26 protein-coding genes, 1 tRNA gene and 1 pseudogene are annotated in these 24,378 nt (G+C 53.7%); 15 read left to right on the top strand and 13 right to left on the bottom strand.

Annotation, left to right across the window (positions count from 1 at the left end):
- Window position 1: 1 nt before the first annotated feature.
- The 4 genes and pseudogenes from RZS32_RS09035 to glpD form a co-directional block, all read right to left on the bottom strand.
- Complete coding sequence (locus tag RZS32_RS09035) at window positions 2–871, bottom strand: carbohydrate ABC transporter permease (RefSeq protein WP_317057882.1); 870 nt, start codon at window positions 869–871, stop codon at window positions 2–4.
- Window positions 871–1,947, bottom strand: coding sequence for an ABC transporter ATP-binding protein (locus RZS32_RS09030; protein WP_317056656.1), 1,077 nt, complete (start codon window positions 1,945–1,947; stop codon window positions 871–873). Before RZS32_RS09030 ends, RZS32_RS09035 begins: the two co-directional genes overlap by 1 nt.
- Before the next feature lie 9 nt (window positions 1,948–1,956).
- Window positions 1,957–3,045, bottom strand: coding sequence for an ABC transporter ATP-binding protein (locus RZS32_RS09025; protein WP_317056655.1), 1,089 nt, complete (start codon window positions 3,043–3,045; stop codon window positions 1,957–1,959).
- Window positions 3,046–3,055: 10 nt separating this feature from the next.
- Window positions 3,056–4,641, bottom strand: a pseudogene (glpD, locus tag RZS32_RS09020) (glycerol-3-phosphate dehydrogenase).
- A gap of 256 nt (window positions 4,642–4,897) precedes the next feature.
- Between glpD and RZS32_RS09015 the strand changes: the two are divergent.
- On the top strand, window positions 4,898–5,659 hold the full coding sequence (locus tag RZS32_RS09015) for a DeoR/GlpR family DNA-binding transcription regulator (protein WP_317056654.1): 762 nt from the start codon (window positions 4,898–4,900) through the stop codon (window positions 5,657–5,659).
- A 308-nt stretch (window positions 5,660–5,967) separates the two neighbouring features.
- The gene (locus RZS32_RS09010) at window positions 5,968–6,126 is read left to right on the top strand and encodes a hypothetical protein (RefSeq protein ID WP_317056653.1); all 159 of its coding nucleotides are present in this window, start codon (window positions 5,968–5,970) and stop codon (window positions 6,124–6,126) included.
- Window positions 6,127–6,174: 48 nt separating this feature from the next.
- On the opposite strand, the gene RZS32_RS09005 is transcribed toward RZS32_RS09010, so the two are convergent.
- Window positions 6,175–6,250, bottom strand: a tRNA-Ala gene (locus RZS32_RS09005).
- A gap of 110 nt (window positions 6,251–6,360) precedes the next feature.
- Complete coding sequence (locus RZS32_RS09000; protein WP_317057881.1) at window positions 6,361–6,690, bottom strand: TIGR02300 family protein; 330 nt, start codon at window positions 6,688–6,690, stop codon at window positions 6,361–6,363.
- A 115-nt stretch (window positions 6,691–6,805) separates the two neighbouring features.
- Between RZS32_RS09000 and RZS32_RS08995 the strand changes: the two genes are divergently transcribed.
- The 3 genes from RZS32_RS08995 (at window position 6,806) to RZS32_RS08985 (ending at window position 8,839) form a co-directional block, all read left to right on the top strand.
- A complete protein-coding gene (locus tag RZS32_RS08995; RefSeq protein ID WP_317056652.1) occupies window positions 6,806–7,510 on the top strand; it encodes a SprT family zinc-dependent metalloprotease in 705 nt (234 codons plus the stop codon).
- Between the two features lie 30 nt (window positions 7,511–7,540).
- Entirely contained in the window at window positions 7,541–8,212 is a 672-nt protein-coding gene (locus RZS32_RS08990) for a GntR family transcriptional regulator (RefSeq protein ID WP_317056651.1), read from the top strand.
- Window positions 8,213–8,341: 129 nt separating this feature from the next.
- Window positions 8,342–8,839, top strand: a complete 498-nt coding sequence (locus RZS32_RS08985; protein ID WP_317056650.1) for a hypothetical protein — start codon at window positions 8,342–8,344, stop codon at window positions 8,837–8,839.
- Window positions 8,840–8,867: 28 nt separating this feature from the next.
- On the opposite strand, the gene RZS32_RS08980 is transcribed toward RZS32_RS08985, so the two are convergent.
- Both RZS32_RS08980 and RZS32_RS08975 read right to left on the bottom strand, forming a co-directional pair.
- The gene (locus RZS32_RS08980; RefSeq protein WP_317056649.1) at window positions 8,868–9,830 is read right to left on the bottom strand and encodes an acetyl-CoA carboxylase carboxyltransferase subunit alpha; all 963 of its coding nucleotides are present in this window, start codon (window positions 9,828–9,830) and stop codon (window positions 8,868–8,870) included.
- A gap of 61 nt (window positions 9,831–9,891) precedes the next feature.
- A complete protein-coding gene (locus RZS32_RS08975; RefSeq protein WP_317056648.1) occupies window positions 9,892–10,524 on the bottom strand; it encodes a hypothetical protein in 633 nt (210 codons plus the stop codon).
- A gap of 199 nt (window positions 10,525–10,723) precedes the next feature.
- Between RZS32_RS08975 and RZS32_RS08970 the strand changes: the two genes are divergently transcribed.
- The 3 genes from RZS32_RS08970 (at window position 10,724) to RZS32_RS08960 (ending at window position 12,792) form a co-directional block, all read left to right on the top strand.
- Window positions 10,724–11,389: an OmpA family protein gene (locus RZS32_RS08970; protein WP_317056647.1), complete on the top strand. Its 666-nt coding sequence runs from the start codon at window positions 10,724–10,726 to the stop codon at window positions 11,387–11,389.
- 109 nt (window positions 11,390–11,498) lie between these two features.
- The gene (locus RZS32_RS08965) at window positions 11,499–12,326 is read left to right on the top strand and encodes a phytanoyl-CoA dioxygenase family protein (protein ID WP_317056646.1); all 828 of its coding nucleotides are present in this window, start codon (window positions 11,499–11,501) and stop codon (window positions 12,324–12,326) included.
- Window positions 12,319–12,792, top strand: coding sequence for a hypothetical protein (locus RZS32_RS08960; RefSeq protein ID WP_317056645.1), 474 nt, complete (start codon window positions 12,319–12,321; stop codon window positions 12,790–12,792). Before RZS32_RS08965 ends, RZS32_RS08960 begins: the two co-directional genes overlap by 8 nt.
- A 54-nt stretch (window positions 12,793–12,846) precedes the next feature.
- Here RZS32_RS08960 and RZS32_RS08955 read toward each other — a convergent pair whose 3' ends face one another.
- The gene (locus RZS32_RS08955) at window positions 12,847–14,229 is read right to left on the bottom strand and encodes an aspartate aminotransferase family protein (protein ID WP_317057880.1); all 1,383 of its coding nucleotides are present in this window, start codon (window positions 14,227–14,229) and stop codon (window positions 12,847–12,849) included.
- Window positions 14,230–14,627: 398 nt separating this feature from the next.
- On the opposite strand from RZS32_RS08955, the gene RZS32_RS08950 reads away from it, so the two are divergent.
- From RZS32_RS08950 to RZS32_RS08940, 3 genes are all read left to right on the top strand, one after another.
- On the top strand, window positions 14,628–15,611 hold the full coding sequence (locus tag RZS32_RS08950) for an ABC transporter substrate-binding protein (RefSeq protein WP_317056644.1): 984 nt from the start codon (window positions 14,628–14,630) through the stop codon (window positions 15,609–15,611).
- Window positions 15,612–15,702: 91 nt separating this feature from the next.
- On the top strand, window positions 15,703–16,509 hold the full coding sequence (locus RZS32_RS08945) for an ABC transporter ATP-binding protein (RefSeq protein ID WP_317056643.1): 807 nt from the start codon (window positions 15,703–15,705) through the stop codon (window positions 16,507–16,509).
- A gap of 5 nt (window positions 16,510–16,514) precedes the next feature.
- The gene (locus RZS32_RS08940) at window positions 16,515–17,816 is read left to right on the top strand and encodes an ABC transporter permease subunit (protein ID WP_422395965.1); all 1,302 of its coding nucleotides are present in this window, start codon (window positions 16,515–16,517) and stop codon (window positions 17,814–17,816) included.
- A 60-nt stretch (window positions 17,817–17,876) separates the two neighbouring features.
- Here the strand turns inward: RZS32_RS08940 and RZS32_RS08935 are convergent, their stop codons facing one another.
- Window positions 17,877–18,320 carry an Lrp/AsnC family transcriptional regulator gene (locus RZS32_RS08935; RefSeq protein ID WP_317056641.1) on the bottom strand — a complete coding sequence of 148 codons (444 nt, stop codon included), beginning with the start codon at window positions 18,318–18,320 and terminating at the stop codon, window positions 17,877–17,879.
- 81 nt (window positions 18,321–18,401) lie between these two features.
- On the opposite strand from RZS32_RS08935, the gene RZS32_RS08930 reads away from it, so the two are divergent.
- Complete coding sequence (locus RZS32_RS08930) at window positions 18,402–19,004, top strand: LysE family translocator (protein ID WP_317057879.1); 603 nt, start codon at window positions 18,402–18,404, stop codon at window positions 19,002–19,004.
- A 2-nt stretch (window positions 19,005–19,006) separates the two neighbouring features.
- Here the strand turns inward: RZS32_RS08930 and RZS32_RS08925 are convergent, their stop codons facing one another.
- Complete coding sequence (locus RZS32_RS08925; RefSeq protein ID WP_317056640.1) at window positions 19,007–19,855, bottom strand: bifunctional helix-turn-helix domain-containing protein/methylated-DNA--[protein]-cysteine S-methyltransferase; 849 nt, start codon at window positions 19,853–19,855, stop codon at window positions 19,007–19,009.
- Window positions 19,856–19,885: 30 nt separating this feature from the next.
- Entirely contained in the window at window positions 19,886–20,923 is a 1,038-nt protein-coding gene (locus RZS32_RS08920) for a Hint domain-containing protein (RefSeq protein ID WP_317056639.1), read from the bottom strand.
- A 100-nt stretch (window positions 20,924–21,023) separates the two neighbouring features.
- Here RZS32_RS08920 and nth point away from each other — a divergent pair, with 100 nt between their 5' ends.
- The 3 genes from nth (at window position 21,024) to RZS32_RS08905 (ending at window position 23,589) form a co-directional block, all read left to right on the top strand.
- Window positions 21,024–21,668 (top strand): endonuclease III, encoded by a 645-nt coding sequence (gene nth, locus RZS32_RS08915; protein WP_317056638.1) that lies wholly within the window; start codon window positions 21,024–21,026, stop codon window positions 21,666–21,668.
- On the top strand, window positions 21,665–22,651 hold the full coding sequence (locus RZS32_RS08910) for an adenosine kinase (protein ID WP_317056637.1): 987 nt from the start codon (window positions 21,665–21,667) through the stop codon (window positions 22,649–22,651). Before nth ends, RZS32_RS08910 begins: the two co-directional genes overlap by 4 nt.
- 98 nt (window positions 22,652–22,749) lie before the next feature.
- A complete protein-coding gene (locus RZS32_RS08905; protein WP_339106897.1) occupies window positions 22,750–23,589 on the top strand; it encodes an FkbM family methyltransferase in 840 nt (279 codons plus the stop codon).
- Here the strand turns inward: RZS32_RS08905 and RZS32_RS08900 are convergent.
- Window positions 23,586–24,263, bottom strand: a complete 678-nt coding sequence (locus tag RZS32_RS08900; RefSeq protein WP_317056635.1) for a hypothetical protein — start codon at window positions 24,261–24,263, stop codon at window positions 23,586–23,588. The two genes, RZS32_RS08905 and RZS32_RS08900, sit on opposite strands and share 4 nt — an antisense overlap.
- Window positions 24,264–24,378 lie beyond the last annotated feature (115 nt).

Genomic DNA, 24,378 nt, shown 5'->3' with positions numbered 1-24,378 from the left:
CTTATCCCTCCCGCCGGTCAAGATTGGTCATCACGGTGTAGAACACCCAGGAGATGAGCAGGATCACGAGGAAATACATGATCGAGAACGCCGCCGCCGGTCCTAGGTCAAACTGCCCCAGCGCCATCTTCACCAAATCAATACTAAGGAAGGTCGTCGCACTGCCGGGACCACCGCCCGTCACCACGAAAGGCTCTGTGTAGATCATGAAACTGTCCATGAACCGCAACAGGATCGCGATCATCAAAACACCTGCCATCTTGGGAAGCTCGATGTAGCGGAACACCTTCCAACGCGAGGCCTGGTCAATCTTGGCCGCCTGATAATAGGCATCTGGAATAGACTGCAGCCCGGCATAGGCCAGCAAAGCCACAAGCGAGGTCCAGTGCCAGACATCCATGACAATGACAGTCACCCACGCGTCAAACGTGTCTTGCGTGTAGTTGTAATCGATCCCCAAAGCTGACAGCGTATAGCCTAAAAGGCCAATATCCACGCGACCAAAAATCTGCCAGATTGTGCCAACTACGTTCCACGGGATAAGCAGGGGCAAGGACATCAGCACAAGACAGACCGACACCCATACGCCTTTCTTGGGCATGTTGAGTGCCACGAAGATGCCCAAAGGAATCTCAATCGCGAGAATGATCGCCGAGAACATCAATTGCCGACCCAGCGCATCCCACATGCGGTCCGAGGCCAGAAGTTCTTCAAACCATTCCAGACCGGCCCAGAAAAACTGATTATTTCCAAACGTGTCCTGCACGGAGTAATTGACCACCGTCATCAGCGGGATCACTGCCGAGAACGCCACAAGGATCAGAACCGGTAGAACGAGGAACCAGGCCTTTTGATTTGGGGTTTTCTCCATCATGCGGCCTCCCCCTCGGTCAGCCAGTCATCGACATAGACATTCACGCGAGCCGGATCGAACGCCACACGGGTCATATCTGGCGAGATGGATTGGTCTTCACCCGCCACGATGTTGATCTCACTTCCAAAGAGATCCGCGCGCACGATCTTGTGCCGTCCCACATCCTCAACTCGGCGCACCTTGACCGGCAGGCCTTCATCCTCGGTCAGCGACACGAACTCAGGCCGCACGCCAAGCTCTACCTTGCCCGATAACGCCCCATAGGCGCGCGCCAGCGAAAGCGATGCCCCATGCACCTTAGCCGTCTTCCCATCGACGTCCGCCGGGATAAGGTTCATGCCCGGAGAGCCGATGAAATAGCCAACAAACGTATGTTCAGGTCGCTCAAACAGCTCTTGTGGCGTGCCGATCTGAACCACGCGCCCGTCATGCATCACGACCACTTTGTTGGCGAATGTGAGCGCTTCGGTCTGGTCATGGGTCACATAGATCATCGTGTGCCCAAATTTCTGGTGTAATTGCTTGAGCTGTGTGCGCAATTCCCATTTCATATGGGGATCAATCACCGTCAGCGGCTCATCAAAGAGAAGGGCATTGACGTCTTCACGCACCATGCCACGCCCAAGGCTGATCTTTTGCTTGGCATCTGCCGTCAGGCCCCGCGCCTTGCGGTCCAGCGTCTCCTCTAGCCCGATCATCGCAGCAATCTCTTGCACACGTGCAGCAATATACCCCGCATCCGCCCCACGATTGCGCAATGGAAAGGCAAGGTTATCGCGCACCGTCATCGTGTCGTAAACGACTGGAAACTGGAACACCTGCGCGATATTGCGATCCGTAGTCGAAGACGCCGTCACATCCACATCGTTGAACAGAATGCGACCCTGACTTGGTATCAAAAGTCCCGAAATGATATTAAGCAACGTGGTCTTGCCGCAGCCTGAGGCCCCCAAAAGCGCATAGGCCTCACCATCCGTCCAATCGTGGTTCAACTCCTTGAGCGCGAAATCCGCCTCTCCGGTTGGGTTGGGAAAGTATGAATGCGCCAGATTGTCCAGGGTTATCTTCGCCATCGTCGCCCCCTATGCCGCCAACGCGTAGGACGCAGGCGCAACCAGCGTCCCGTCTTCACTGAAAATGTAAACGTGGCTTGGGTCGAGATAGACGCGCAGGGCAGCGCCTATCTCAAGATTGTGCACCCCATGCAAAAGTCCCACCCAGCGCTCCCCATGATGATCGAGATGCACGAATGTTTCAGATCCCGTCAGTTCAGTGACAACCAAGCTCGTCTCAAAGACCATGGCACTTGTCGTATGGCTCTTAATCTCGACATGGTTGGGCCGGAAACCAGCGAGGTAACGACCATCTGCCAAGCCTTCCAGCGCACCTGTTGCCGGGGCAGTTTGACCGTCGCCGAACATCAATTTGGTGCCGGTCTTGCTGATCTTCAGGAAATTCATCGGAGGATCACTGAAGACACGCGCCGTGGTGGCATCAACTGGCTGGCGGTATACAGAGGGGGTCGCATCAAACTGTGTGATCCGCCCTTCCCAAAGGGTTGCGGTAGACCCACCCAGCAACAGAGCTTCTTCCGGCTCGGTTGTGGCATAGACGAAAACCGCGCCTGACTCTTCAAAGATCTTCGGGATCTCAGCGCGCAATTCCTCGCGTAGCTTGTAGTCAAGATTTGCCAGAGGCTCATCCAGCAAGACGAGTCCAGCATCCTTGACCAACGCCCGCGCCAGTGCGCAGCGCTGCTGCTGACCACCTGAAAGCTCCAAAGGCTTACGGTCCAACATCGGCGTCAGTTTCATCAAATCCGCCGCCTTCTTGACCGCCTTGTCCAACTCGGCCCCGGACATGCCAGAAATCCTGAGCGGCGAGGCGATGTTGTCGTAAACACTCATAGAGGGGTAGTTGATGAACTGCTGGTACACCATGGCGACGCCCCGGTCCTGCACGCGCACGCCAGTGACGTCTTGTCCTTCCCAAAACACCTGCCCACCGGTCGGCATATCCAGCCCCGCCATCAGGCGCATCAGACTGGTTTTCCCGGATAGTGTAGGTCCCAATAGGATGTTCATCGTGCCTTTTTCAAGAACAAGGTCAGTGGGGCGAATATGCGTCACGCCGTTCACCACTTTTGAGATGTTCCTGAGCTCCAATGTCATCTCATCCCCCCTATTCTGCCGCCGCTGGAAAGCTTTTACGCAGGTAGTCCGCCATCCAATTGTCAAGCTTTTGAATCTGCGCCTCGCTCAAGCGCAGACCAAGCTTGGACCGACGCCAGAGCACATCATCAGCAGCACGTGCGTATTCCTTGTGAATGAGCCACTCAACTTCGCGCTGCGTCAAGTCACTTCCAAAGTCAGCACCAAGATCATCTCTGGTAACCGCGTCCCCGAGAATGTCGCGTGCCTCAGTGCCATACGCTCTTACAAGACGCTTGGCCCAACGCTCATTCAAGTACATGAACTCGGCCTGCAAGGCATCGACCAATGCGTCGAAACCGTCGACCGGAAAGTCTCCGCCCGGGAGCGCAACACCAGCAGTCCAGGCCTCATCGATTTGCGGAAAAACACCGGCCACCTTCTCAAGCGCGGCTTCAGCTAGTTTTCGATATGTCGTGATTTTCCCACCAAAAATGTGAAGCGCCGCAGCACCTCTGCTTTTGTCCAGGTTGAGAACATACTCACGCGTGGTTGCCGTCGCTGATTTGGCGCCATCATCATAGAGCGGCCGCACGCCAGAATACGTCCAGACGACATCTGTATTCGAGATCGGCTTGGCCAGATACTGATTGATGAATTCGATCAAATAGCTTTGTTCCGCTTCTGTAATCTGCGGACGTTCATCCGCATCCGCGTGATCTGAATCCGTTGTCCCGATCAAGGTAAAATCCGTTTCATACGGAATGGCAAAGATGATCCGCCCATCAATTCCTTGAAAAAAGTAGCTTTTGTCGTGATCAAATAGCTTTCTCGTCACAATATGGCTGCCGCGTACAAGCCTGACACCGCCTTGCTGATTGCTCTTGAGTGTCCCGCGAAGCACATCGCCCACCCAGGGGCCAGCCGCATTCACCACCATCTTGGCAGTTACGTCGTAGGTTTCATTCGCCACCCTGTCATTCACGGACACCCGCCAAATGCCGTCCTCGACCGTTGCTGAAGTGACTTTCGTGCGCGGACGAATAGAAGCGCCTTTTGCTTCCGCATCCCGGGCATTCAGAACAACAAGGCGCGAATCCTCAACCCAGCAATCAGAGTACTCGTAAGCTTTTTGAAACTCTGGCTTCAGGGGGCGCCCTCTGAACGACCCTGAAGACGCATGGATGTTGTGGCTGGCAAAAGATCGCGACCACCAAGGTTGTCGTAGATAAAAAGACCCAACCGGATGAGCCAAGCCGGTCTACGGCCTTTCATCCACGGCATAACATAGCTGAGCAATTTCGATGTGGGCGTTTCGGAATCAAACCGCATTTCGTGGTGGTAAGGGAGAACAAAGCGCATCGGCCAGGAGATATGCGGCATAGCGCGCAAGAGAACCTCGCGCTCCATCAACGCCTCACGCACAAGCCGAAATTCGAAATACTCCAGATAGCGCAACCCGCCATGAAAGAGTTTCGTTGACGCTCCGGAAGTCGCAGAACCCAAGTCATTCATTTCCACCAGACACACAGAGAGGCCACGACCCGCTGCGTCACGGGCGATGCCACATCCATTGATCCCCCCGCCAATAATCAGCAGGTCAAAGTCCGGCGTCATCGAAATCCTCCCATGTGGCTTAGCGCGCCACACATACAATCGCTGACAAAATTCGATATCAAATGGAAGAAAAAAATGTTCGTTTATGCGCGTTTACGCATAAACATATGAATTCATTTCACTTTTGCCACCCAAACTCTCACATACACATGTTCATAATCAGTGCGATTTGCTCAAAACGAAAAATTTCGCGCGCATTTGGTTGCTTCTTATGGAAAAATCGCGCGACTCACGCACAAAAGCACCTAGAGGAATCATGGGCCAAACACTGCGAAAACCAGAGATTATTGGCATTGCCCGGCGCGAAGGGAAAGTCACGGTGGATATGCTGGTAGAGCACTTTGGCGTGACCCCGCAAACCATCCGCCGCGATCTCACTGAACTCGCAAACTCAGGTCAACTAGAGCGCGTTCATGGTGGTGCCGTCTTGCCATCTACCACAGTAAACATTGGCTACAACGAAAGACGCGGGCTCAATCAATCTGCGAAAGTCGATATCGCGCGACTTTGCGCACAGCATATTCCGCATGACTGTTCTGTGTTTCTCAACATCGGCACGACGACCGAGGCCATCGCAACAGAATTGCTGCATCACCAGGGGCTTTTGGTTGTCACCAACAACACCAATATCGCGCTCATTCTCTCGGCAAATCCTAACATTGAAGTCGTCGTTACAGGAGGCAACTTGAGGCGCTCTGATGGCGGCTTGGTTGGCGAGTTGGCCAAACAGACAATTAAACAGTTTCGTTTTGATCTCGCCGTGATCGGATGCTCAGCACTCAGCGAAGAAGGCGATATCCTGGACTTTGATATTCAGGAAGTTGGCGTGAGCAAGGCCATAATCCGCCAAAGCCAGGCGGTGTTTCTCGCCGCAGATGCCTCAAAGTTTGAGCGGCGTGCGCCAGCAAAAATTGCAGACCTTTCTGAGATTGATGTGTTCTTTACAGACAAGCACCCATCAACCCGCTGCACACAATTCTGCAATACGCACGGGACAGAAATTGAAGTAACTGGATAACGACCTGTCTGCCATTGTTTCTTCGAAGAATCATCGAAACTAGATAGCCCCAGAGTCGTGAACAATACTTTCCAAAGGCCACACATTGTTGAACAGCGCGAAAAACATGAGGTTTGCGCGCTGACTTGATGACGCTACGTCACAAAACAACAGCCTTGTTCTTTAGCTTTGAATTTTAAAGATAATTTCAGTTTCCGGGTAACGTGAGCAGTCCATTCCCACTGATTTCTGTAATCGTCACAGGCGATCTCATCCTCGTGCTCTCGGGTTGCTGCCTTTGACCCGAAGCAGAGCAACAGGAGGAAGACATGAGCGAACTGCTAAAACACTATGTGCCGACTTTCGGCGCGCTGTTGACCACCGGTCAAAGCGAACCTTTGTTTGCCCGTACACAAGATGATCGCAAACAGAGAACCAAAGTACACCGCGAAGAAATCGTCGAGCTTTTCAAAGAGGAACTTCGCTGAAAGTCACATCTCGACAATGACAGTAAACATTACAATTTTTAGGAGATTTGGTGGAGCCTAGGGGGATCGAACCCCTGACCTCTTGCATGCCATGCAAGCGCTCTCCCAGCTGAGCTAAGGCCCCTTTTTTAACGCGGCCAATTGGCCAAACGCTCGACGCTGTCTAAGGAAAGCGCCGGACGGGATCAAGTCTAAATTCCCGCGCGGCGCGCCCCTGCCGTCAACAGCCAATCCTCAGCTGTCGTCGTCTTCCTGCGCGACATCGGCAATGTCATCGAGCGAGACATTGTCCTCTTCGTCGTCATCATCCAAAACGTCATCACCAAGATCAACATCTACATCGACGTCTTCATCATCTTCGAGGATTTCGTCTTCGACTTCCGCGGTCTTCAGCTTCTTGGTTTCAGCATCTTCCGCATCCGCCGTGATGGACCGGCTTTTGCCAGCATGCATCTCTACGACCTCACCCGTGTAGGGGCTAACGATCGGATCCTTGTTCAAGTCGTAAAAGCGTTTACCTGTCGTTGGGCAAATACGCTTAACGCCCCATTCTTCCTTGGGCATTTTGATCCCCTTTGGCATCTCTTTGTCTTGCAGACGATCCGCGTCCCCTGCCATAAGACGAAAGAGGTGTCAAAGGCTTTGACGCGGGCGGCTATGTCATAAACTGCGAGGTCATATGGGCCAACATGTCCTGCCGGGCAACCCCCCTGTTGCAATAACCCTCCGCCGGTCTGGCCGGGCGCGCCGAATTTCGCTGCGAGTCTCGGGGGTCGACGGCCGTGTGACTCTCACTTTGCCGAAAAATGTGCCCGATCAAGAAGGTCTGGCCTTTGTGGAAGAAAAGTCGGGCTGGCTGCGTAAGCAACTTGATCGGCACCCGGATATAGAGACTGTAGGATTGGGGGCGGATCTGCCCATCGAAGGGCAAACTCTGAGAGTTCTCAAAGGACGCGGCAAACGCATAATCAGAGACAACGAGGGGATCTACGTCCCCGGCCCAGAGAACACAGTCGCTGCACGCCTGCAAGGTTGGCTCAAGGTGCAGGCACGTGAAAGACTGGTTCGGGCTTCGGATCACTATGCCGCTCTGCTTGGGCGCAACTACACGCGCATCACATTGCGCGACACAAGATCCAGATGGGGGTCTTGCACGCATCAGGGTGGACTGATGTATTCTTGGCGTCTGATCCTGGCCCCACCTCAAGTGTTGGAATATGTGGCTGCCCACGAAGTGGCGCATCTGGTCGAGATGAATCACTCAGCGCGGTTCTGGTCCACTGTTGAGAATATATTTCCCGACTACGACGAGCCTCGGCGTTGGCTGCGAGAAAACGGCGCCGCCCTGCACAGGTTTCGGTTTGAAACCACGCCACACGATTGACCAGAGCCCGTTTTGTGATCACAAGTGGCTATGGTTTCTGCTCAACGCTCAGAAGTTTTTGCGCCACCGGGCGCGGCGCAGTCGGGTTCAGCCCATGATCGCGTCTATCGCGGATTGCGCGCGCGCATTATGCATGGCGAGCTCAAGCCAGCACAGCCTTTGACTCTGCGAGGCATTGGTGCGGAGTATAATGTCTCTATGACGCCAGCGCGTGAAGCTGTGAGGCGTCTCTCGGCAGAAGGTGCGTTGAGCGTATCAAGCTCCGGCAGGGTCACGGCCCCCGATCTGGCCAACGAACGTATCGAAGAACTGGCCGCCTTACGTGCACTGATCGAAGTCGAGCTGGCCAGCCGCGCTCTACCACGCGCCCATATCGCCCTTATTGATCGTCTCAACAGCATCAACGCCCGCGTGGCCGACATGATCTCGCAGCAGGACGCTGTTGGCTATATCCGTGCCAATCTGGAGTTCCACAGAACGCTTTACCTGCGTGCGCAGGCACCTGCGATGCTTGCCATGGCGGAAACCGTCTGGCTGCAACTTGGTCCCACGATGCGCGCGCTGTATGGGCGTTTGCGACACAAAGAACCCCCGCGCTACCATCGTCTTATGATCGCGGCACTCAAGGCAGGGGACGAACCGGGACTGCGCCTCGCTGTACGCTCGGACGTCACGCAAGGGTTGAAGATGTTGCTGGGATAAGTTTTCCGCGCCAAAAATAGCCTTTTTGCAACAGTTTCAAAGACATCCGTAGTTTCTTGGTTGTCGGAAATTGCCTCCTAAGAGTGAGTGATTATTATTGAATTCCACATTAAGTAGAAAGATGCAAAAATGATCAAGAAATTCGCGGCTTTTGGACTTGGCTTGGCGGTTTTGTCCGGTTGCTCGGCACCCCAGACTTCGGCAATCACGTCCCCACCGGTCAACCCAGTTTACAATAGCGCTGGTAAGGCCCTGACGCCGAATAAGTTGATCAAAAACGAGATACGCACATTCAAAAACGGCTCGGGCGGTCGCACCGAACTCGTCGGCGTGCCCTGCAAAATTTCGACTTCATTATACACCATAGACGTTGTGACACCTGCTTTTGCGAACGTCCCGAGTTTTGCCGACAAGACACCCGACGCCACGTTCACCTGTGTCTACAATGACGAAACCAAATCCAGAGTTCAGAAACCAATCAACCTTACAGAGCTTGAAAAGACACAGGGATCAGAGTTCTTTGGCGTCATTGGTGTTATGGTCGCAGCAGCAGTTGCAGACGCGGCTATCAAAGACGAGGACAGCGTTTTCACGTACTCGCTTTTCGTTATGAATTTCAAAGACTGATCAGTGCGGAAGGGAGGTCACTCTCTTCTCACGCCGCCAAACCTTGCGACCCCATCGACAGAAATTTTGTGCGGCGGTCTTCAACCAATGCTTCCGGGCTCTTGTCAGAAAGCTGTTTGAGCATCTGCTCAATCGCTCGCCCTACTGACTCGATCGCCGCCTGCGGATCGCGGTGCGCCCCACCCAACGGCTCAGTAATGACCTTGTCGGCCACGCCAAGCTTGGTCAGGTCCTGAGCCGTCAAACGCAGCGCCTCTGCCGCCTCGCGCATTTTCTCGGCGTCTTTCCACAGGATGGACGCACATCCTTCGGGACTGATCACCGAATAAATCGAGTGTTCCAGCATAGCCACGCGGTTCGCACTGGCAAAGGCCACGGCACCACCTGAACCTCCTTCGCCAATAATCACGCTGATCAATGGCACACCGATGCGGAGACACATCTCTGTGGCCCGCGCAATCGCCTCGCTCTGACCTCGCTCCTCAGCACCTTTTCCGGGGTAGGCCCCGGGCGTGTCTACAAGCGTGATCACCGGCAACCCAAAACGATCCGCCAGATCCATCAAACGAATAGCTTTTCGATATCCTTCGGGGCGCGCCATCCCAAAATTGCGTTCAATCCGGCTCTTGGTGTCCGTGCCTTTCTCATGGCCAATCACAACAACCGGCGTGTCATTGAACCGCGCCAACCCACCCATGACAGCCTGATCATCGGCAAAGTTACGATCCCCGGCCAATGGCGTGTATTCAGAAAAAAGTGCCTTGATATAATCCTGGCAATGCGGCCGATCAGGGTGACGCGCAACCTGACATTTTCTCCAGGGTGTCAAAGACTTGTAGAGGTCGACCAGCATATCAGACGCTTTGCGATCCAGTGCTGCGGCCTCGGCCTCAACATCCATTTCCTCATTCGTCCGGGCCATAGCACGAAGCTCTTCTGCCTTGCCTTCGATCTCCGCCAAAGGCTTTTCGAAGTCGAGATAATTCGTCATGGCTGGTCTCCACGCCAGTCTTCGTTCTGGCAGGATGGATATATTGAATACAAGGGGCCTTTCAACCGGCTTTAACGCCGCCCAGTCCAAGCAGCACCTCAAGAGCAAGCCTGGGAGAGCTCAGAACTGGGATCTCGACATCCTCTAATCTGTCAGCCGCAGCAGCCATAGACGCCTGTGCGAGGATGACAGTTTTCACGCCTTGCTGAATATTCAGAGTTTGCCGAATTCCCTTCGCAATCGCGGTTGAAAATTCATCTGCCTTACCCGCCTCAAAGAGCGGCCAAAGATGCAAAAGTGGTAGATCAATTACGGAGTGTTCGGAACCCACGTCATCCAGTGCCCGCTGCAATAGCACACGGCTTGGCTCCCGCGTGCTTTCAAGACAATACACCAACAGAACAGAACCTTTTGTCTGCGCTGCGGCCTGCATCATGGGCCAATCGATACGCAAAGCACCCGCAGCCTCGGCCATAGGCCCAATGGTCGTACAAGTGCAAAGAACCGGACCATGAAGTTGGCTCAAATAGTCCGCGATTTCGACCTTGAGGCTGTTATCTTCCGCCCTGCGCGCACGATCCAACCAGGACTCATGGACATGGTGAGAAACCTCGACACCCGGCGCAATCAAGTCACGCAAGCGATCAAAGGTTGCACAATGAACTCGGGCGGTATGAACAAGATGCACACTCATCTTTTGTCCCTAGCATGCACCCCGAGGCCCGGCCAGCGGTGATCAGATCTGCGCATTCTCCGAAAAATCCCCCATTTCCCCATGATTTGCACCCCAAGACGCCAATTTCCCCCCAGATATGGCTTGGGGAATGGGTTTTGATTGCTTAATATAAAATTCAGACCCGGACCAACGGGCGTAACTTACGAGGCTTCAGGACATGAGCATTTCAAAGAAATTTCCTCTTATGATGGCAGGGCTTTCACTTGGCGTTATGGCCGCGTGCACCAGCCCGGCACATTTGAACGAAAACGACCCTAACAAGAACGCCAAGTCGGGCGCACTTTTGGGCGGCATTCTCGGCGCGGGCGTCGGCGCACTTGTGAGCGATGACAAGGGCAAAGGTGCCGTCATCGGTGGTGTCGTTGGCGCGGCCGGCGGCGTTGTGGCCGGTAGCCTGCTGGACGAACAAGAAGCCGAGTTGCGGCAGTCGCTTGGCAATGAGGACGTGACGATCACAAACACCGGCGACCGTCTGATTGTGTCCTTACCCCAAGACATTCTCTTTGATGTCGACAGTGCCGCAGTCTTCCCAGCTCTGAGGACGGACCTCCTTAAAGTGGCGGAAAGCATGCAAAACTATCCGGACACAACTGTTCAGGTCATTGGCCATACCGATAATTCCGGTGGTGCGGCATATAACCAAGCACTCTCGGAACGGCGCGCCAACTCAGTGGCTGACGTCCTCATGGATGGCGGCGTTGATTTCAGTCGCATCCAGACCTTCGGGCGTGGCGAGGACCAGCCAATTGCGTCGAACCTGACCGCCGAAGGCAAAGCACAAAACCGGCGCGTTGAGATCGTGATCCTGCCAAACGCAGCTTAACCAATTTCAAAGACCATTTTGAAACCGGGCGGCAAACACGTCCGGTTTTTTTTGCCGTAGACGTTCTACACCGCATCAGTAAGTTGTACTCGTGACAGGGAGACGCATGATGCCACATCCACGCATCCGCCAAATTGACATTGAAACATTTCAACGCGATGGCGTCGTGATGATCCCCGGTCTTTTTGCTGGCTGGGTCGACACATTGCGGGACGGCATAGAACGTAACATGCAAAACCCTGGGCCATATGCAGCGGAAAACCTCAAAGAAGGCGAAAACGGACGTTTCTTCGATGATTACTGCAACTGGCAAGATGTCCCAGAATTTGCTGAAGTGATCGAGAAATCCGCCGTGGGTGAAGTCGCTGCAGACCTGATGCAGTCCGGGACTGTTCAAGTTTTTCACGACCATGTTCTGGTCAAAGAGCCCGGGACCTCGAAACCCACGCCCTGGCATCAGGACGCGCCTTACTATTTTGTTGGAGGTCAACAGAGCATCAGCTTTTGGTGTCCAGTAGATCCGGTGGATGAGGCCAGCCTGCGTTGTGTCAAAGGCTCGCACCTTTGGGAGAAACAAGTCTTGCCCACAAGATGGCTCAGCGAAGAGAACTTCTATCCTGACCCAAACGAATTTATGCCCGTACCGGACCCAGATGCCGGACAAATGGACATTGCGGAATGGCCGATGCAACCAGGCGATGCCGTAGCCTTCAACTTTGGCACCCTGCACGGCGCACGCGGGAATGAAACCACCCGACGCCGACGGGCCTTTTCGCTTCGGTTGGTTGGCGATGACGCGCGCTATGTCGAACGGCAAGGGCGGACATCACCACCTTTTCCCGGTCATGAAATGCAACCGGGTGACAGGCTGCGCGAAGATTGGTTTCCGATCGTATGGCCAAACCCCGGCACAAAAGGACAGCTAAGGGATGGATGATCAGTTTCGCCTGACCAAAAACGACTGGCTGGATGGCACAGCACTTTTGATCCTGCGTCTGGGTTTGGCGTGGTTTATGTTCCTGTGGGCCGCACACAAGATCATCACGCCAGGCCAGTATCAACAATTGGCCCGCCATTTTGATGAGGTCGAGCTAAGCCTCTGGCAGGTCTACTCTGCAGGCGGGCTACAAATTGCAATCTGCCTATGCGTGGCCATTGGCATCTTCCGATACGCTTCCTATTCGACGCTTCTGGTTATGCATTTTTTCACGGTGGCACGTCGTTGGGAGCGGTTTTTTGATCCCTTCGCCCTCAATGATCGTGGGTTTCCCATCAACCGAAACCCGGTAATTGATCTTGCCGTTCTCGGCGCCTTGATCGCGCTGGTGCTCTTGATCCGTCGAGATCACCTGAGCCTGGGCGGCTGGCTTAACCGGCATCACCGGACCGCGTGGTGGCACTAAAAAGGCCCTTCGGTGCGCAACCGAAGGGCCCTTTTGACTTAGATACCTTGAAGCTTAGCCGAAGACCTTGCCCAGCGCGTTATCCACAGCCGAGACAATCTCGTCGATATCGTCCTTGGTTGAGATCAACGCAGGTGAGAAGCAAAGCGTATTGTTGAACCCCGGGATCGACCGATTGGTCACCCCAATGATGACACCTTGCTGCATACAGTCGGCAACCACCGCCTGAGCCTGCTTTTCGTCTACAGGATCACGGCTGTCACGGTCCGCCACAAGCTCTGCGCCAAGGAATAGACCCTTGCCACGCACATGGCCAATCACAGCATGTTTGTCGGCAAGCGCGCTGAGTTGATCAAACATGTAATCGCCCATCTGGGCCGTGTTCTCCAGAAGGTTCTCCTCCTCGATGATCGCCATGTTTTCAAGAGCCGCTGCAGGGCCCGCAGTACAGCCACCAAAAGTCGAGATATCACGGAAGTAGTCCAGCGGATCCTCAACATTCTCTTTGAACATCTCAAAGACACGCTCATTGGTCACGCAGCATGCAATAGCCGCATAACCCGAGGCCACACCTTTGGCCATGGTGACGAAATCCGGCTCAACGCCATAATGCTGGTAGCCAAACCAGGTGCCCGTACGTCCCACACCGCAAACCACTTCGTCGATATGCAGAAGGATGTCATACTTGCGGCAGATCTCTTGCACACGTGGCCAGTAACCTTCTGGGGGCGTTATTACCCCGCCGCCCGCTGTCACTGGCTCAAGGCAAAGTGCTCCGACAGTATCCGGACCTTCTGCCAGGATGACTTCTTCAATCGCATTAGCCGCCGCGATGCCGTATTCCTCACCCGACAGATCCCATTGCGCGCGATACTCAAGGCAGTGCGGAACCCGCACAAAGCCCGGCGCAAAGGGGCCATACTGCGCATTGCGCTCATCTTGACCACCGGCTGACATCGTCGCCAGGGTCGAGCCGTGGTAATCGCGATCACGATAAAGGATCTTGTGCTTTTTGCCGCCGTAACGCTTGTGCGAGATCTGACGCACCATCTTGAACGCTTTTTCGTTCGCCTCTGACCCTGAGTTCACGTAGTACACGCGGCTCATGCCAGGCATTTTCGAAATCAAACGTTCGGAAAATTGCGCGCCCGGGATCGAGCCAGCCGTACCAGCGAAGTAGTTTAACTTGATCAACTGGTCGCGTACCGCATTGGCGATCCGCTCGCGGCCATAGCCTACGTTAACGGTCCAAACACCACCGGACACTGCATCCAGATGCTCTTTGCCATGCTGGTCCCAAACCCGCATGCCCTTACCTTCCACGATGATCCGTGGAGCACCGGTTTCAAACGGTTTGTGCTGGATCAGGTGATGCCACACATGTGCGCGATCGGCATCGACGATTTTTTCAATATCATTCAGCTGGTTGCCATCCATGAGAAGCTCCATCAAGTAAAGCCCGTCAACGGGACGGGCACAGGTGATTGCCATTTCAAAAACTCTGCCCAGTATCAGCATTGAATCCCGCCTCTAAAATAGGGCCAGTTGGGAGCTTTGATTACAGCCAATTCAAATGAAACCCCTACAACTCGCCCTTGAAAAACATTTATTTTCAAAAGGTTTGGCGGAAGAATTTCGAAAGTTCAGTTTCGGATGTGCAAAACATTGGTTTGAAATGTCACAAAACCATTGAACGGAATCGTAAATTCGGATGGGATGTCGGCGCGTCTGTTGCCACTCCCACAGGAGTGGCGCAGGATTTTTGTGTCTGCTTCAAGGTCATGGGCAGGCGCACAACAAAACAATGACCGAAGAATATAGGGAGAAATCTTCACATGACACGCAAGTCAACACTCATGGGTGCCGTGGCCGGTCTGGCCGTTATGGCAGGCGCAGCGCAGGCTGCGGACGAAATCACCGTGGGCTATTTCCTAGAATGGCCAATGCCGTTCCAGTTTGCCAAAGAACAAGGCATGTATGACGAAGCACTCGGCGCCAAGGTCAACTGGGTGAGCTTCGATACAGGGACCGCCATGAGCGCGGCCATGGCATCGGGCGACGTCCAGATCTCTGTCAGCCAAGGTGTACCGCCCTTCGTAGTCGCAACATCAGCCGGTCAGGACCTGCAAATCATCGACGTGGCCGTGTCCTACTCGAACAACGACAACTGCGTTGTGTCCTCAGGCCTCGAAATCGACAAGGAAAGCGCCGCAGAGCTTGCTGGCAAGAAAGTCGCTGTTCCGCTCGGCACAGCTGCGCACTATGGCTTCCTCAAGCAGATGAGCCACTTTGGCGTGGCCCTCGATAGCCTGAATGTTGTCGACATGGCACCTGCCGAAGGTCAGGCAGCGCTGGCACAAGGCGCTGTTGACATGGCATGTGGCTGGGGTGGCGCACTGCGTCGCATGAAAGAAAGCGGCAACGTGCTTTTGACCGGCGCCGAAAAAGAAGAGTTGGGGATTCTCGTCTTCGACGTAACATCCGCACCAACGTCTTTTGTAGCTGAGAACAGCGACATGGTTGCCAAATTTCTTGATGTGACGGCAGACGCAAATGCGATGTGGGCCGATGAGGCCAACCACGCCAAAATGCTGCCCGTGATCGCAAAAGATGCGGGTATGTCCGAAGAAGACACAATGGCCACTATCAGCACCTTCGTCTTCCCTACTGTAGACGATCAGATGTCCGAGAAATGGCTCGGCGGTGGCGCTCAGGAATTCATGAAGGGCGTTGCAGACGTCTTCGTGGAAGCGGGCTCTATTGACGCGGCCAAAGCATCTTATGCCGATAACGTAAACACCGGCCCGCTGGGTCAGTAACTTACGAAGCTCAAAAGGCGGGCGCCTTGTGCGCCCGTCTTTCTTTACGGCGCATCCAAGCGCCAAACGACCTGCCAAAAAGGGGACACTTGTGGACGGTCTATTCATAGATGACATCTCAATGCGCTTTGACCTGCCAAATGGTGGACATGTACAGGCGCTGAAAAATGTGACGCTCGACATTAAGTCGGGCGAGTTGATGAGCGTTCTTGGTCCATCTGGTTGCGGGAAGACAACCCTGCTGAACATCGTGGCGGGATTTCTCGCACCGACCGAAGGCAAGATTATGTTGAACGGTCATGAAGTCACCGGGCCACACCCCGAACGCGGAATGGTGTTCCAGCAAGGTGCCTTATTTGAATGGATGAACGTTCGTGACAACGTGAGTTTCGGTCCGGACATGAAAGGCATGAGCCGCAAGGAGAGTGCCGAAAACGTTGAGCATCTGCTCGATATCGTGGGACTTCAGGACTTTAAGGAAAAGGCCGTCTACGAACTTTCCGGGGGCATGCAACAGCGTGTGGCGCTCGCCCGCTGTCTGGCAAACGATCCCGACGTGATCCTGATGGACGAACCGCTTGGCGCGCTTGACGCTCTGACGCGCGAAAAAATGCAAAGCCTCGTGCTCGATCTTTGGAAGGACACGGGCAAGACCATCATCCTGATAACGCACTCCGTGGAAGAAGCCCTTCTTCTCGGGGAGCGCCTGCTTGTCATGGCGCCACGTCCAGGGCGTGTTCACAAAGAATACCGTCTGCCCTTTGCCGATCTCGGCGTAGGCAACGACCTTCGGGATGTTAAGAAACACAAAGACTACAACACAACCCGTGAAGAAATTCTCGAAATGATCTGGAACATGGAAGAAGAGATCATGGGCCGGGCGGAGGAAAGCGCATGACCGGTATTCTCGTACTTGCGCTCTATGTGGGCGCCTTCTTTGGCAGTTACCTGATCCTGTCCAGACTGCTTCAACGTTACTTTGCCCGCGAAGGGTTCAACAAACTCAAGACTGTAACCTTCGGCGACGAAAGTGCTGTGAAAGCCAACCGAATAGCCTCGTTCCTTTCGGTCATAACTGTCTTCTTCCTGTGGGTCGCCTTCACGAACTCCGCAATTCCGCTGCCGAAGCTGCCCGGACCGTTCGATGGAGACGTGACCTTCACCTACACAGCCACACTACCTGACGGCGCAACTGACGACGCCGAAGTCACGATACGTGTGTTCCGTGAGGATATACAGCAAACGCTCGACGAAGATGGCAATCCCGGACGAGAACCGCCCGCTCCCGAAGTTGAACCAGGGGATGGTTTTGCCAAGAACGACTCGCTCACTGTGGCGCGCTACGGGTTCAAGGTGATTCCAGTCTGGAACAATGACGACGTGTCGAAAAGCGATGGATCAAAGATCACACATCTGAATGGACAACCTGTCGAACCGGGACAAAAGATCACCATTGCAGAAGGCACGATTGGTCTGACCGACAAGGGCACGCCAACCTTCGAGCCCAAAACAGGCCTGCGCATGGCCCGGCTCTACTTGCCGGCGCCCGAAGTTGTGCTGGAACGGTTCATCCGCCTGAACCAAGAGGGGTATCAGGGGTTCACACTCTGGGAACACACACGGTACTCTCTGCAACGCGTGCTTTTGGGCTTTCTGTTCGGTGCACTGATTGGCATTCCCATCGGTTATGCCATGGGCCTGACCAATTGGTCGCGCGGCTGGTTTGACCCGATCGTTGAATTCATGCGCCCCGTGCCACCTCTGGCCTTGATCCCGCTGATGATCATCTGGTTCGGGATTGGAGAGCTGTCCAAGGTCATCCTGCTCTTCCTGGCCGCCTTGTGGATCATGATCATCGCCGCAAGGTCCGGTGTGTCCGGTGTCGCCATTTCGAAGGTTCACGCGGCTTATTCCCTTGGCGCGTCCAAGTGGCAAATTCTCAGTCGGGTCATCGTACCAAACTCGCTACCGGAAATCTTCACTGGGGCGCGGGTTGCCATGGGGGTCTGCTGGGGCACGGTTGTGGCCGCTGAACTCGTGGCTGCCGAAGTTGGGCTTGGCAAGATGATCGTGGTCGCATCCAAGTTTCAGCTGACCGACATCGTGCTCGTGGGGATCATCCTGATTGGCATCATCGGGTTCCTGATCGACGTCGGCGTACGCGCCCTCGAAAACTGGCTCGTGCCCTGGAAAGGCCGGGTCTAGTCGAAACCAATCCCAAACGCCCGATCTCAGGATCGGGTGTTTTCTTTTGTATCAATCGGCTCAGGCTCGCATGTCCTTGGGCGATCCCATCACCACATAAGACGTAATTGCATTCACCTGCGGCAAGGTCCCGATCACATCGGTATGAAACGCCTTGTAGGCAGGCAGGTCTGCCACCTCGATTCGCAACAAGTATTCAACAGATCCGGTGATATTGTGACACTCGACAACTTCCGGCGCGATGGACATGGCACGTTCAAACGCCTGCTGACTGTCCTTGGTGTGTGAATTCAGGCCAACTGTTGTGTAGGCCACAAACCCAATCCCGGTTTTGGCGCGATCAAGCTTGGCACGATACCCTACAATAACGTCCCTTTTCTCCAGATCCTGGACCCGCCGCAAGCAAGCCGACGGCGATAGCCCAACACGATCGGCAAGCTCCAGATTGGTGAGACGGCCGTCCTTTTGAAGTTCGTGCAATATTTGTTCATTTATCTGATCCATAGTCACTTAATATTGCAAAAAATTTTAAAATGCACGATACAAAGCAATCTTTATGCACTCTGGCGTGCATATCATTGCGCAATGACACCGGAACTCTTCCTTGCGCTGGTCGGCTTTGCCTTCATTACGGTCATCACACCGGGCCCAAACAACCTGATGCTGATGGCTTCAGGTGCAAACTTTGGCTTCCGCCGGACGGTACCACATATGTTGGGTATCGGCCTTGGCTTTCCATCAATGATTTTTCTTGTGGGCCTTGGCATCATGCAAATTTTTGACATGTGGGAGCCAAGCTACACGATCCTTAAGGGCCTCAGTGTCATATATCTGCTCTATTTGGCATGGAAGATTGCCAATGCAGCCCCACCCGAAAACGCGCAATCCAAGGGCAGCCCGCTCACCTTTTTACAAGCTGCAGCGTTTCAGTGGGTCAATCCCAAGGCATGGAGCATGGCGTTGTCCGCCATCACTCTCTACGCGACAAGCCGGGATCTACAGGCGATCTTGTGGGTGTCGGGCGCCTATGTTGCAATGTCCACTGTAAGTACAACAAGCTGGACCACCCTCGGTCAACAAATGCGCCGGTTCCTCAATAGCCCGACACGCCTTCGGGTGTTCAACATCGTAATGGCCACTCTTCTGGTCGCCACATTGATTCCCGTATTGTGGCCTGCTCAAATCTAGGATCAGGCGTCGGCCCGTGCACTTTCCCAAGCCAGGATGGCGCGTTTGACCGGAAGGCCCCAGTGATACCCACCCAAACCACCGGACTTACGAAGCGCGCGATGGCATGGGATGAGAAAACTCACAGGGTTACGACCAACCGCAGTGCCAACGGCACGCACGGCTTTGGGATGACCGATCGCCTCTGCAATCTCCGAGTAAGTGGTGACGTGCCCTGATGGAATCTGCAGCAGAGCTTCCCAAACCTTGATCTGAAACGGCGCACCGATCATGTAGAGAGGTGTCTTTTCCACCGCCTGGTCCCCTGCACCATAGGCGGTCAGAACCCAAGGTCGAAGCATCATCGGATCTTCCACAAAGTTTGCTTTGGGCCAGCGGGATAAAAGATCTTCCATGGCAGCGTCCTCACCAGATTCACTGGCAAAGCCAATCCCGCAGATGCCTTTCTCAGTCCCCATCACAAGCGACAAACCAAAGGGGCTGTCGAACCACCCCCAATAGATCGTGAGCCCCTCACCCTTGCGCGCGAATTCACCTGGGCTCATCGCTTCCCAACGCAGGAAAAGATCATATAGCCGACCAGTGCCGGAAAGGCCCAATTCATGCGCCGTATCGAGTGTGGTGAACCGCTCAGCCAACATGTCTTTTGCCTGTCCCAGCGCAAGATACTGCTGATATCGCTTCGGAGAAACACCCACCCATTGAGTGAAAAGCCTCTGAAAATGCGCCGGGCTCATGTTCATTTTTTCAGCCAGCTCATTCAGCGAAAGCTTTGGATCTGCGTCATCGATAAGGTCAATGGCGCGGCGCATGACGTTAAAATGATATCCATCGTGTGCAGGAACATTCATAGCGGACCTCGTAGGCTAGATGATCCGAATTTAGGCTATGCGCATGTCCCCTGCGACCCGAATATTGCGCAACTGTGGTGGTGATTTGCGTTTCATGCGAAGCGATTTTCTGATTTTCAGATACGCGCGCACCTCTCTCACACTTAGGCAGGGACGGGCCGTTTTCATTTTGTAGAGCGCATCGCCCAAAGCTTCTTCCGCCTGCATGAGGTCCTTGTACGACAAACGTTGGATCGCTTCTCTACCGGGGAAAAAGCTCTCAACCCATTGACCGTTAGCTCGTATAATCTGATGTGTTTCAAACAGAAGATGGTGGTACTGAATTCCACCCGGCCATCGCTCCGGGTTTAGTCTGGAGCGCCCAAATTCGGCCGCCGGAGCAAGCATTTCTTCATATCCAAAGCACAAGCCAATCAGGGGATCACGCACAAGAATCCGGTGGTCTCTCGATACCCACAAATCCTTGCAACCTGTTGTTTTATCGGAAACCACTACTGGCCACAGCTTGGGAGACGTCACCAGACGCGCCAAAGAAACCGGCGTTATAAAATGGCAAAGGACCTCTTGCAATCCATGGTCAAGCGTTTGCACCCGGGTTCCAGCGGCAATGTCGGCAACGTCCAGAGCGCCCAGTTCAGTTTCGATTTTTACTCCTTGGGTGAAACAAGGGATCGAGTTTCCTTCGAAATAGGAATACGCAATATCAACTTGATATGAGTCTGTGACCGGATAGCTACCGCCCGGTGTAAGGTGCTCGCTTGAGGCATACCCCACATGCATGCCGCCCACCTCAAGCCGATCCAAATAGATGTATCCACCCGGTCCAGAAAGCTCGGCGTAGCCAGGCAGTTCCATTGCCCCACTGGTGACTATGTTTCCGGCGGTGTCATAAACATCGGCCGTTTGGTTCGAATCTCCAGTTGCATGCGCTGTGGCATCATCATCGGTCACAACAACACGATAACGACCACTATCCGCGGTATAGCTGGAACTAAAATCAAAACGTCCAGTGCCGGAATTATATCCCACCGCACTGGTGTTGTAGATGTAGAACTCGTACGTCGCCATAACTCACACCACTTAAAACCTGGCGCACAATGACAGGCTCCGGTTTCAATAGTGTTGACGCACTCTTGCTCCCTCCTCGGCCTTCCGGCAAAAGGCGGTTATGGCCAAGCAACTCGACTACCACACCATCCGCGAAATCTTCACCCGCTTTCGCGACGCCGAGGATGCGCCCAAAGGCGAGCTGCACCATGTCAACGCCTACACGCTTGTCGTGGCGGTCGCCCTTTCGGCGCAAGCAACGGATGCAGGAGTGAACAAAGCCACCAAGGCGCTCTTTAAAAAAGCCGACACCCCGCAAAAAATGCTCGATCTTGGCGAAGAGCAATTGATCGAGCATATCAAGACCATTGGCCTTTACCGCAATAAGGCCAAAAACGTGATGAAACTCTCGCGCATTTTGGTCGAGGAATATGGCGGCGAGGTGCCCAATTCCCGGGCCGCTCTGCAATCTTTGCCCGGTGTCGGGCGCAAGACCGCAAATGTGGTGCTCAACATGTGGTGGCGCCATCCGGCTCAGGCCGTCGACACGCATATATTCCGCGTTGGCAATCGAACCGGCATCGCCCCCGGCAAAGATGTCGATGCCGTTGAACGCGCAATCGAAGACCACATCCCCGCTGATTTCCAACTGCACGCCCATCACTGGCTTATCCTGCATGGCCGCTACATCTGTGTTGCGCGCAAGCCCAAATGCGGTGCGTGCCTTATTCGCGATCTCTGCCCATTCGAGGACAAAACTCTATGACAAAGTACCACGTTGTTGGCATCGGCAATGCCGTCGTCGATATCATTAGCCAAGCTGACGATAGTTTCCTAAGCCGCATGGACATCGAAAAGGGCGTGATGCAGCTCATTGATGAAGATCGCTGCGCGTTTCTCTATGACAACATGGAAAACCGCACGCAAATGGCAGGCGGGTCTGTCGCCAATACCATCGCGGGAATCGGAGCTTTGGGTCTTGATACTGCCTTTATCGGACGCGTTAGCGATGATGAGGCTGGGCGAGACTATATCGCAGGAATGAAAGAGAGCGGCACGGCATTTATCAACGACCCCGTAACCAATGGCGAGTTACCAACCTCACGCTCAATGATCTTCGTCTCACCAGACGGCGAACGGTCGATGAACACTTACCTGGGCATCTCTACAGAACTCAGCACCGATGACGTGGACCATGCCGTAGCTGCAGCTACGCAGCTGCTCTTTCTCGAAGGCTACCTCTACGACAAGGACAAAGGCAAAGAAGCCCTGCTCAGCGCTGCACGGACCTGTCGGAAAGCTGGCGGCAAGGCCGGGATCACCCTTTCCGATCCATTCTGCGTTGACCGCCATCGCGCCGATTTCCGCAAAATCGCCCGAGAACTTGATGTCGTCATCGGCAACGAACACGAATGGCGGTCGCTTTATGAGACAGACGATCTGGGCGCGGCACTGGAGGCGGCAGCCTCGGAAAGTAAACTCATCGTCTGCACCCGCTCAGGCCATGATGTTGTGATTGTCGAAGGCGACGACACAATCACTGTTCCTGTGCATGAAGTGCCCCCGATAGATACAACCGGTGCAGGCGATCAGTTCGCAGCGGGTTTCATCTACGGCCTGGCAACAGGTGTTTCACTGGAGATTGCAGGCCGCATGGGTTGTGTAGCAGCAGCAGAGGTCATAGGCCACTACGGCGCGCGACCGGAATCGGATGTAATGCAAGCTTTCAAAGATCACGGCTTGGTGTAGCGCGGATCGTACACGCGAACTCTTGCTGATATTGTTTCAGTTTCAAAGGACTGACTGTATAAACACTCGCATCGTGAACCTCTGTCTCAGGTCTCCAATTGCAAACGCAATACTCTCAGTCTGATAAAGATGGCTTGAAAGCTCTTGTTCGACAGCTGAACGGGTTCGGTTTCCCCGGTTTTTGGCAGCTCAGGTGGATGTGCTTTCGCATCTTGCTTTACTTCCTGCACAAGCAATTCGTCAAACAGGACCGCAAAAAACCAGAACTCTATCAAATTGCGAAAAAAGGCTCACGCTTTGAGGTGCGCCGCGGAACATCCGACAGCTTTGTTATAGATGAAGTCTGGCAAAATCACGAGTACGGCGAAAACCACACTGGCGTCGTCCTCGATATCGGAGCAAACATCGGCGCGTTTTCAATCTATGCGGCGCAAACGGCAGAACACGTGATCGCCATCGAGGCTTCAACGCAGAATTTTCAGCGCTTACAAAAGAACATCAAGCTCAACGCGTTGGACAATATGTCAACCATACATGCATGCGCGGCATCTCAGGATGGTAAAAGCACGCTTAACTTTCACGACGTGAACAACGGCATGTCGTCGACGCTGTTCAAAGGCCCGAGCAAGACATCAGAAACCGTGGAGAACATTACATTCAAGACGCTGTTCGAAGCCCATCAAATTGAAAGGCTCAACTTCGTAAAATGTGATATTGAAGGCGGAGAATTCGACGTCTTTTCGGGCGCCAACCTGCCGTATCTTTCCAGAGTTAGTTCGATTTCAATGGAGATTCATTGCAACTACGCCACACCCGACAAAGTACGCAAACTTCTCTTGGATATGGCGGATGCCGGCTTCGACCTTCGAATTTCAAACCCGTCCTTTCTAATGTGGACAGGGACAGGAATTCTTCACTTCACGAAAAACCAAGCCTAAGTTTCTTCTGATTTTTCCTCGACTGTTTCTTTTTCAGTTTCCGGATCTGCAACAGCTTCTGAAACGACCAAAGATCCAGATAGCGTTCTAAAGAATTTTACCAATGACGCGAGGCACAAAAAGCCAACCACTCCGCTGATGGAATACGTAATCCAAGCGTTTGTGCTGATGTAGGACACATAGCACGCCAGCCCCGCATAAATAACACTAAAGGCGGTCATCATCAGCGGTTCAATAGCAAGCTCAATGTCACCAACTTTGAAACCGGAATGTTTGCGAGACTTTTGCAACCAATCTTCCCAATGAAAAACGGGCGTAATCCCGTCATCGGGTTGTGTGACGATCTTATTGATCTCGATGCTCAGATACTCTCGGAAGTATTTTGCAATCACAAAGATTTGGGTGAAAACTCCTGTATAAATCATCAGAAAACACACACAGGTTATAGAAATACTCACCATCACCATCTGAACGATAATGGCGTTCTCTATGATCTGAGTGTTCAGTTCAGAAAGCGTGGAAATTTTGACGTCTGATGTTGGTCCTATGTTCAATAGAGCTGCCAGCAAGGGAATACCGGCTCCCGCGACGGATGTAACAAACCCAGTCAACCGTCGCACATTACCGATGCATTGCAACGCTTCAGTGCGCAGCAACTCTGCTTCTTTGATCAAAGAATCAAATCTGGCTTGGTCTGGGTTCAATTCTGTTGGTCCGAAGGCTCAATTCATCCTTCGTTTACTCAGCACCAATCAAGTACCGAAAACAACTAAAAAGAATTGAGTGCTC

It is taken from the genome of Roseovarius sp. W115, assembly GCF_032842945.2.
Taxonomy (GTDB): domain Bacteria; phylum Pseudomonadota; class Alphaproteobacteria; order Rhodobacterales; family Rhodobacteraceae; genus Roseovarius; species Roseovarius rhodophyticola.
This window is presented reverse-complemented; position numbering and strand designations above follow the sequence as displayed.

What these genes read in the sequence shown, in the direction of transcription:
- RZS32_RS09035 (WP_317057882.1), bottom strand. Translation starts at nt 871, where the DNA reads ATGGAGAAAACCCCAAATCAAAAGGCCTGGTTCCTCGTTCTACCGGTT.
- RZS32_RS09030 (WP_317056656.1), bottom strand. Translation starts at nt 1,947, where the DNA reads ATGGCGAAGATAACCCTGGACAATCTGGCGCATTCATACTTTCCCAAC.
- RZS32_RS09025 (WP_317056655.1), bottom strand. Translation starts at nt 3,045, where the DNA reads ATGACATTGGAGCTCAGGAACATCTCAAAAGTGGTGAACGGCGTGACG.
- RZS32_RS09015 (WP_317056654.1), top strand. Translation starts at nt 4,898, where the DNA reads ATGGGCCAAACACTGCGAAAACCAGAGATTATTGGCATTGCCCGGCGC.
- RZS32_RS09010 (WP_317056653.1), top strand. Translation starts at nt 5,968, where the DNA reads ATGAGCGAACTGCTAAAACACTATGTGCCGACTTTCGGCGCGCTGTTG.
- RZS32_RS09000 (WP_317057881.1), bottom strand. Translation starts at nt 6,690, where the DNA reads ATGCCCAAGGAAGAATGGGGCGTTAAGCGTATTTGCCCAACGACAGGT.
- RZS32_RS08995 (WP_317056652.1), top strand. Translation starts at nt 6,806, where the DNA reads ATGGGCCAACATGTCCTGCCGGGCAACCCCCCTGTTGCAATAACCCTC.
- RZS32_RS08990 (WP_317056651.1), top strand. Translation starts at nt 7,541, where the DNA reads ATGGTTTCTGCTCAACGCTCAGAAGTTTTTGCGCCACCGGGCGCGGCG.
- RZS32_RS08985 (WP_317056650.1), top strand. Translation starts at nt 8,342, where the DNA reads ATGATCAAGAAATTCGCGGCTTTTGGACTTGGCTTGGCGGTTTTGTCC.
- RZS32_RS08980 (WP_317056649.1), bottom strand. Translation starts at nt 9,830, where the DNA reads ATGACGAATTATCTCGACTTCGAAAAGCCTTTGGCGGAGATCGAAGGC.
- RZS32_RS08975 (WP_317056648.1), bottom strand. Translation starts at nt 10,524, where the DNA reads ATGAGTGTGCATCTTGTTCATACCGCCCGAGTTCATTGTGCAACCTTT.
- RZS32_RS08970 (WP_317056647.1), top strand. Translation starts at nt 10,724, where the DNA reads ATGAGCATTTCAAAGAAATTTCCTCTTATGATGGCAGGGCTTTCACTT.
- RZS32_RS08965 (WP_317056646.1), top strand. Translation starts at nt 11,499, where the DNA reads ATGCCACATCCACGCATCCGCCAAATTGACATTGAAACATTTCAACGC.
- RZS32_RS08960 (WP_317056645.1), top strand. Translation starts at nt 12,319, where the DNA reads ATGGATGATCAGTTTCGCCTGACCAAAAACGACTGGCTGGATGGCACA.
- RZS32_RS08955 (WP_317057880.1), bottom strand. Translation starts at nt 14,229, where the DNA reads ATGGATGGCAACCAGCTGAATGATATTGAAAAAATCGTCGATGCCGAT.
- RZS32_RS08950 (WP_317056644.1), top strand. Translation starts at nt 14,628, where the DNA reads ATGACACGCAAGTCAACACTCATGGGTGCCGTGGCCGGTCTGGCCGTT.
- RZS32_RS08935 (WP_317056641.1), bottom strand. Translation starts at nt 18,320, where the DNA reads ATGGATCAGATAAATGAACAAATATTGCACGAACTTCAAAAGGACGGC.
- RZS32_RS08930 (WP_317057879.1), top strand. Translation starts at nt 18,402, where the DNA reads ATGACACCGGAACTCTTCCTTGCGCTGGTCGGCTTTGCCTTCATTACG.
- RZS32_RS08925 (WP_317056640.1), bottom strand. Translation starts at nt 19,855, where the DNA reads ATGAATGTTCCTGCACACGATGGATATCATTTTAACGTCATGCGCCGC.
- RZS32_RS08920 (WP_317056639.1), bottom strand. Translation starts at nt 20,923, where the DNA reads ATGGCGACGTACGAGTTCTACATCTACAACACCAGTGCGGTGGGATAT.
- nth (WP_317056638.1), top strand. Translation starts at nt 21,024, where the DNA reads ATGGCCAAGCAACTCGACTACCACACCATCCGCGAAATCTTCACCCGC.
- RZS32_RS08910 (WP_317056637.1), top strand. Translation starts at nt 21,665, where the DNA reads ATGACAAAGTACCACGTTGTTGGCATCGGCAATGCCGTCGTCGATATC.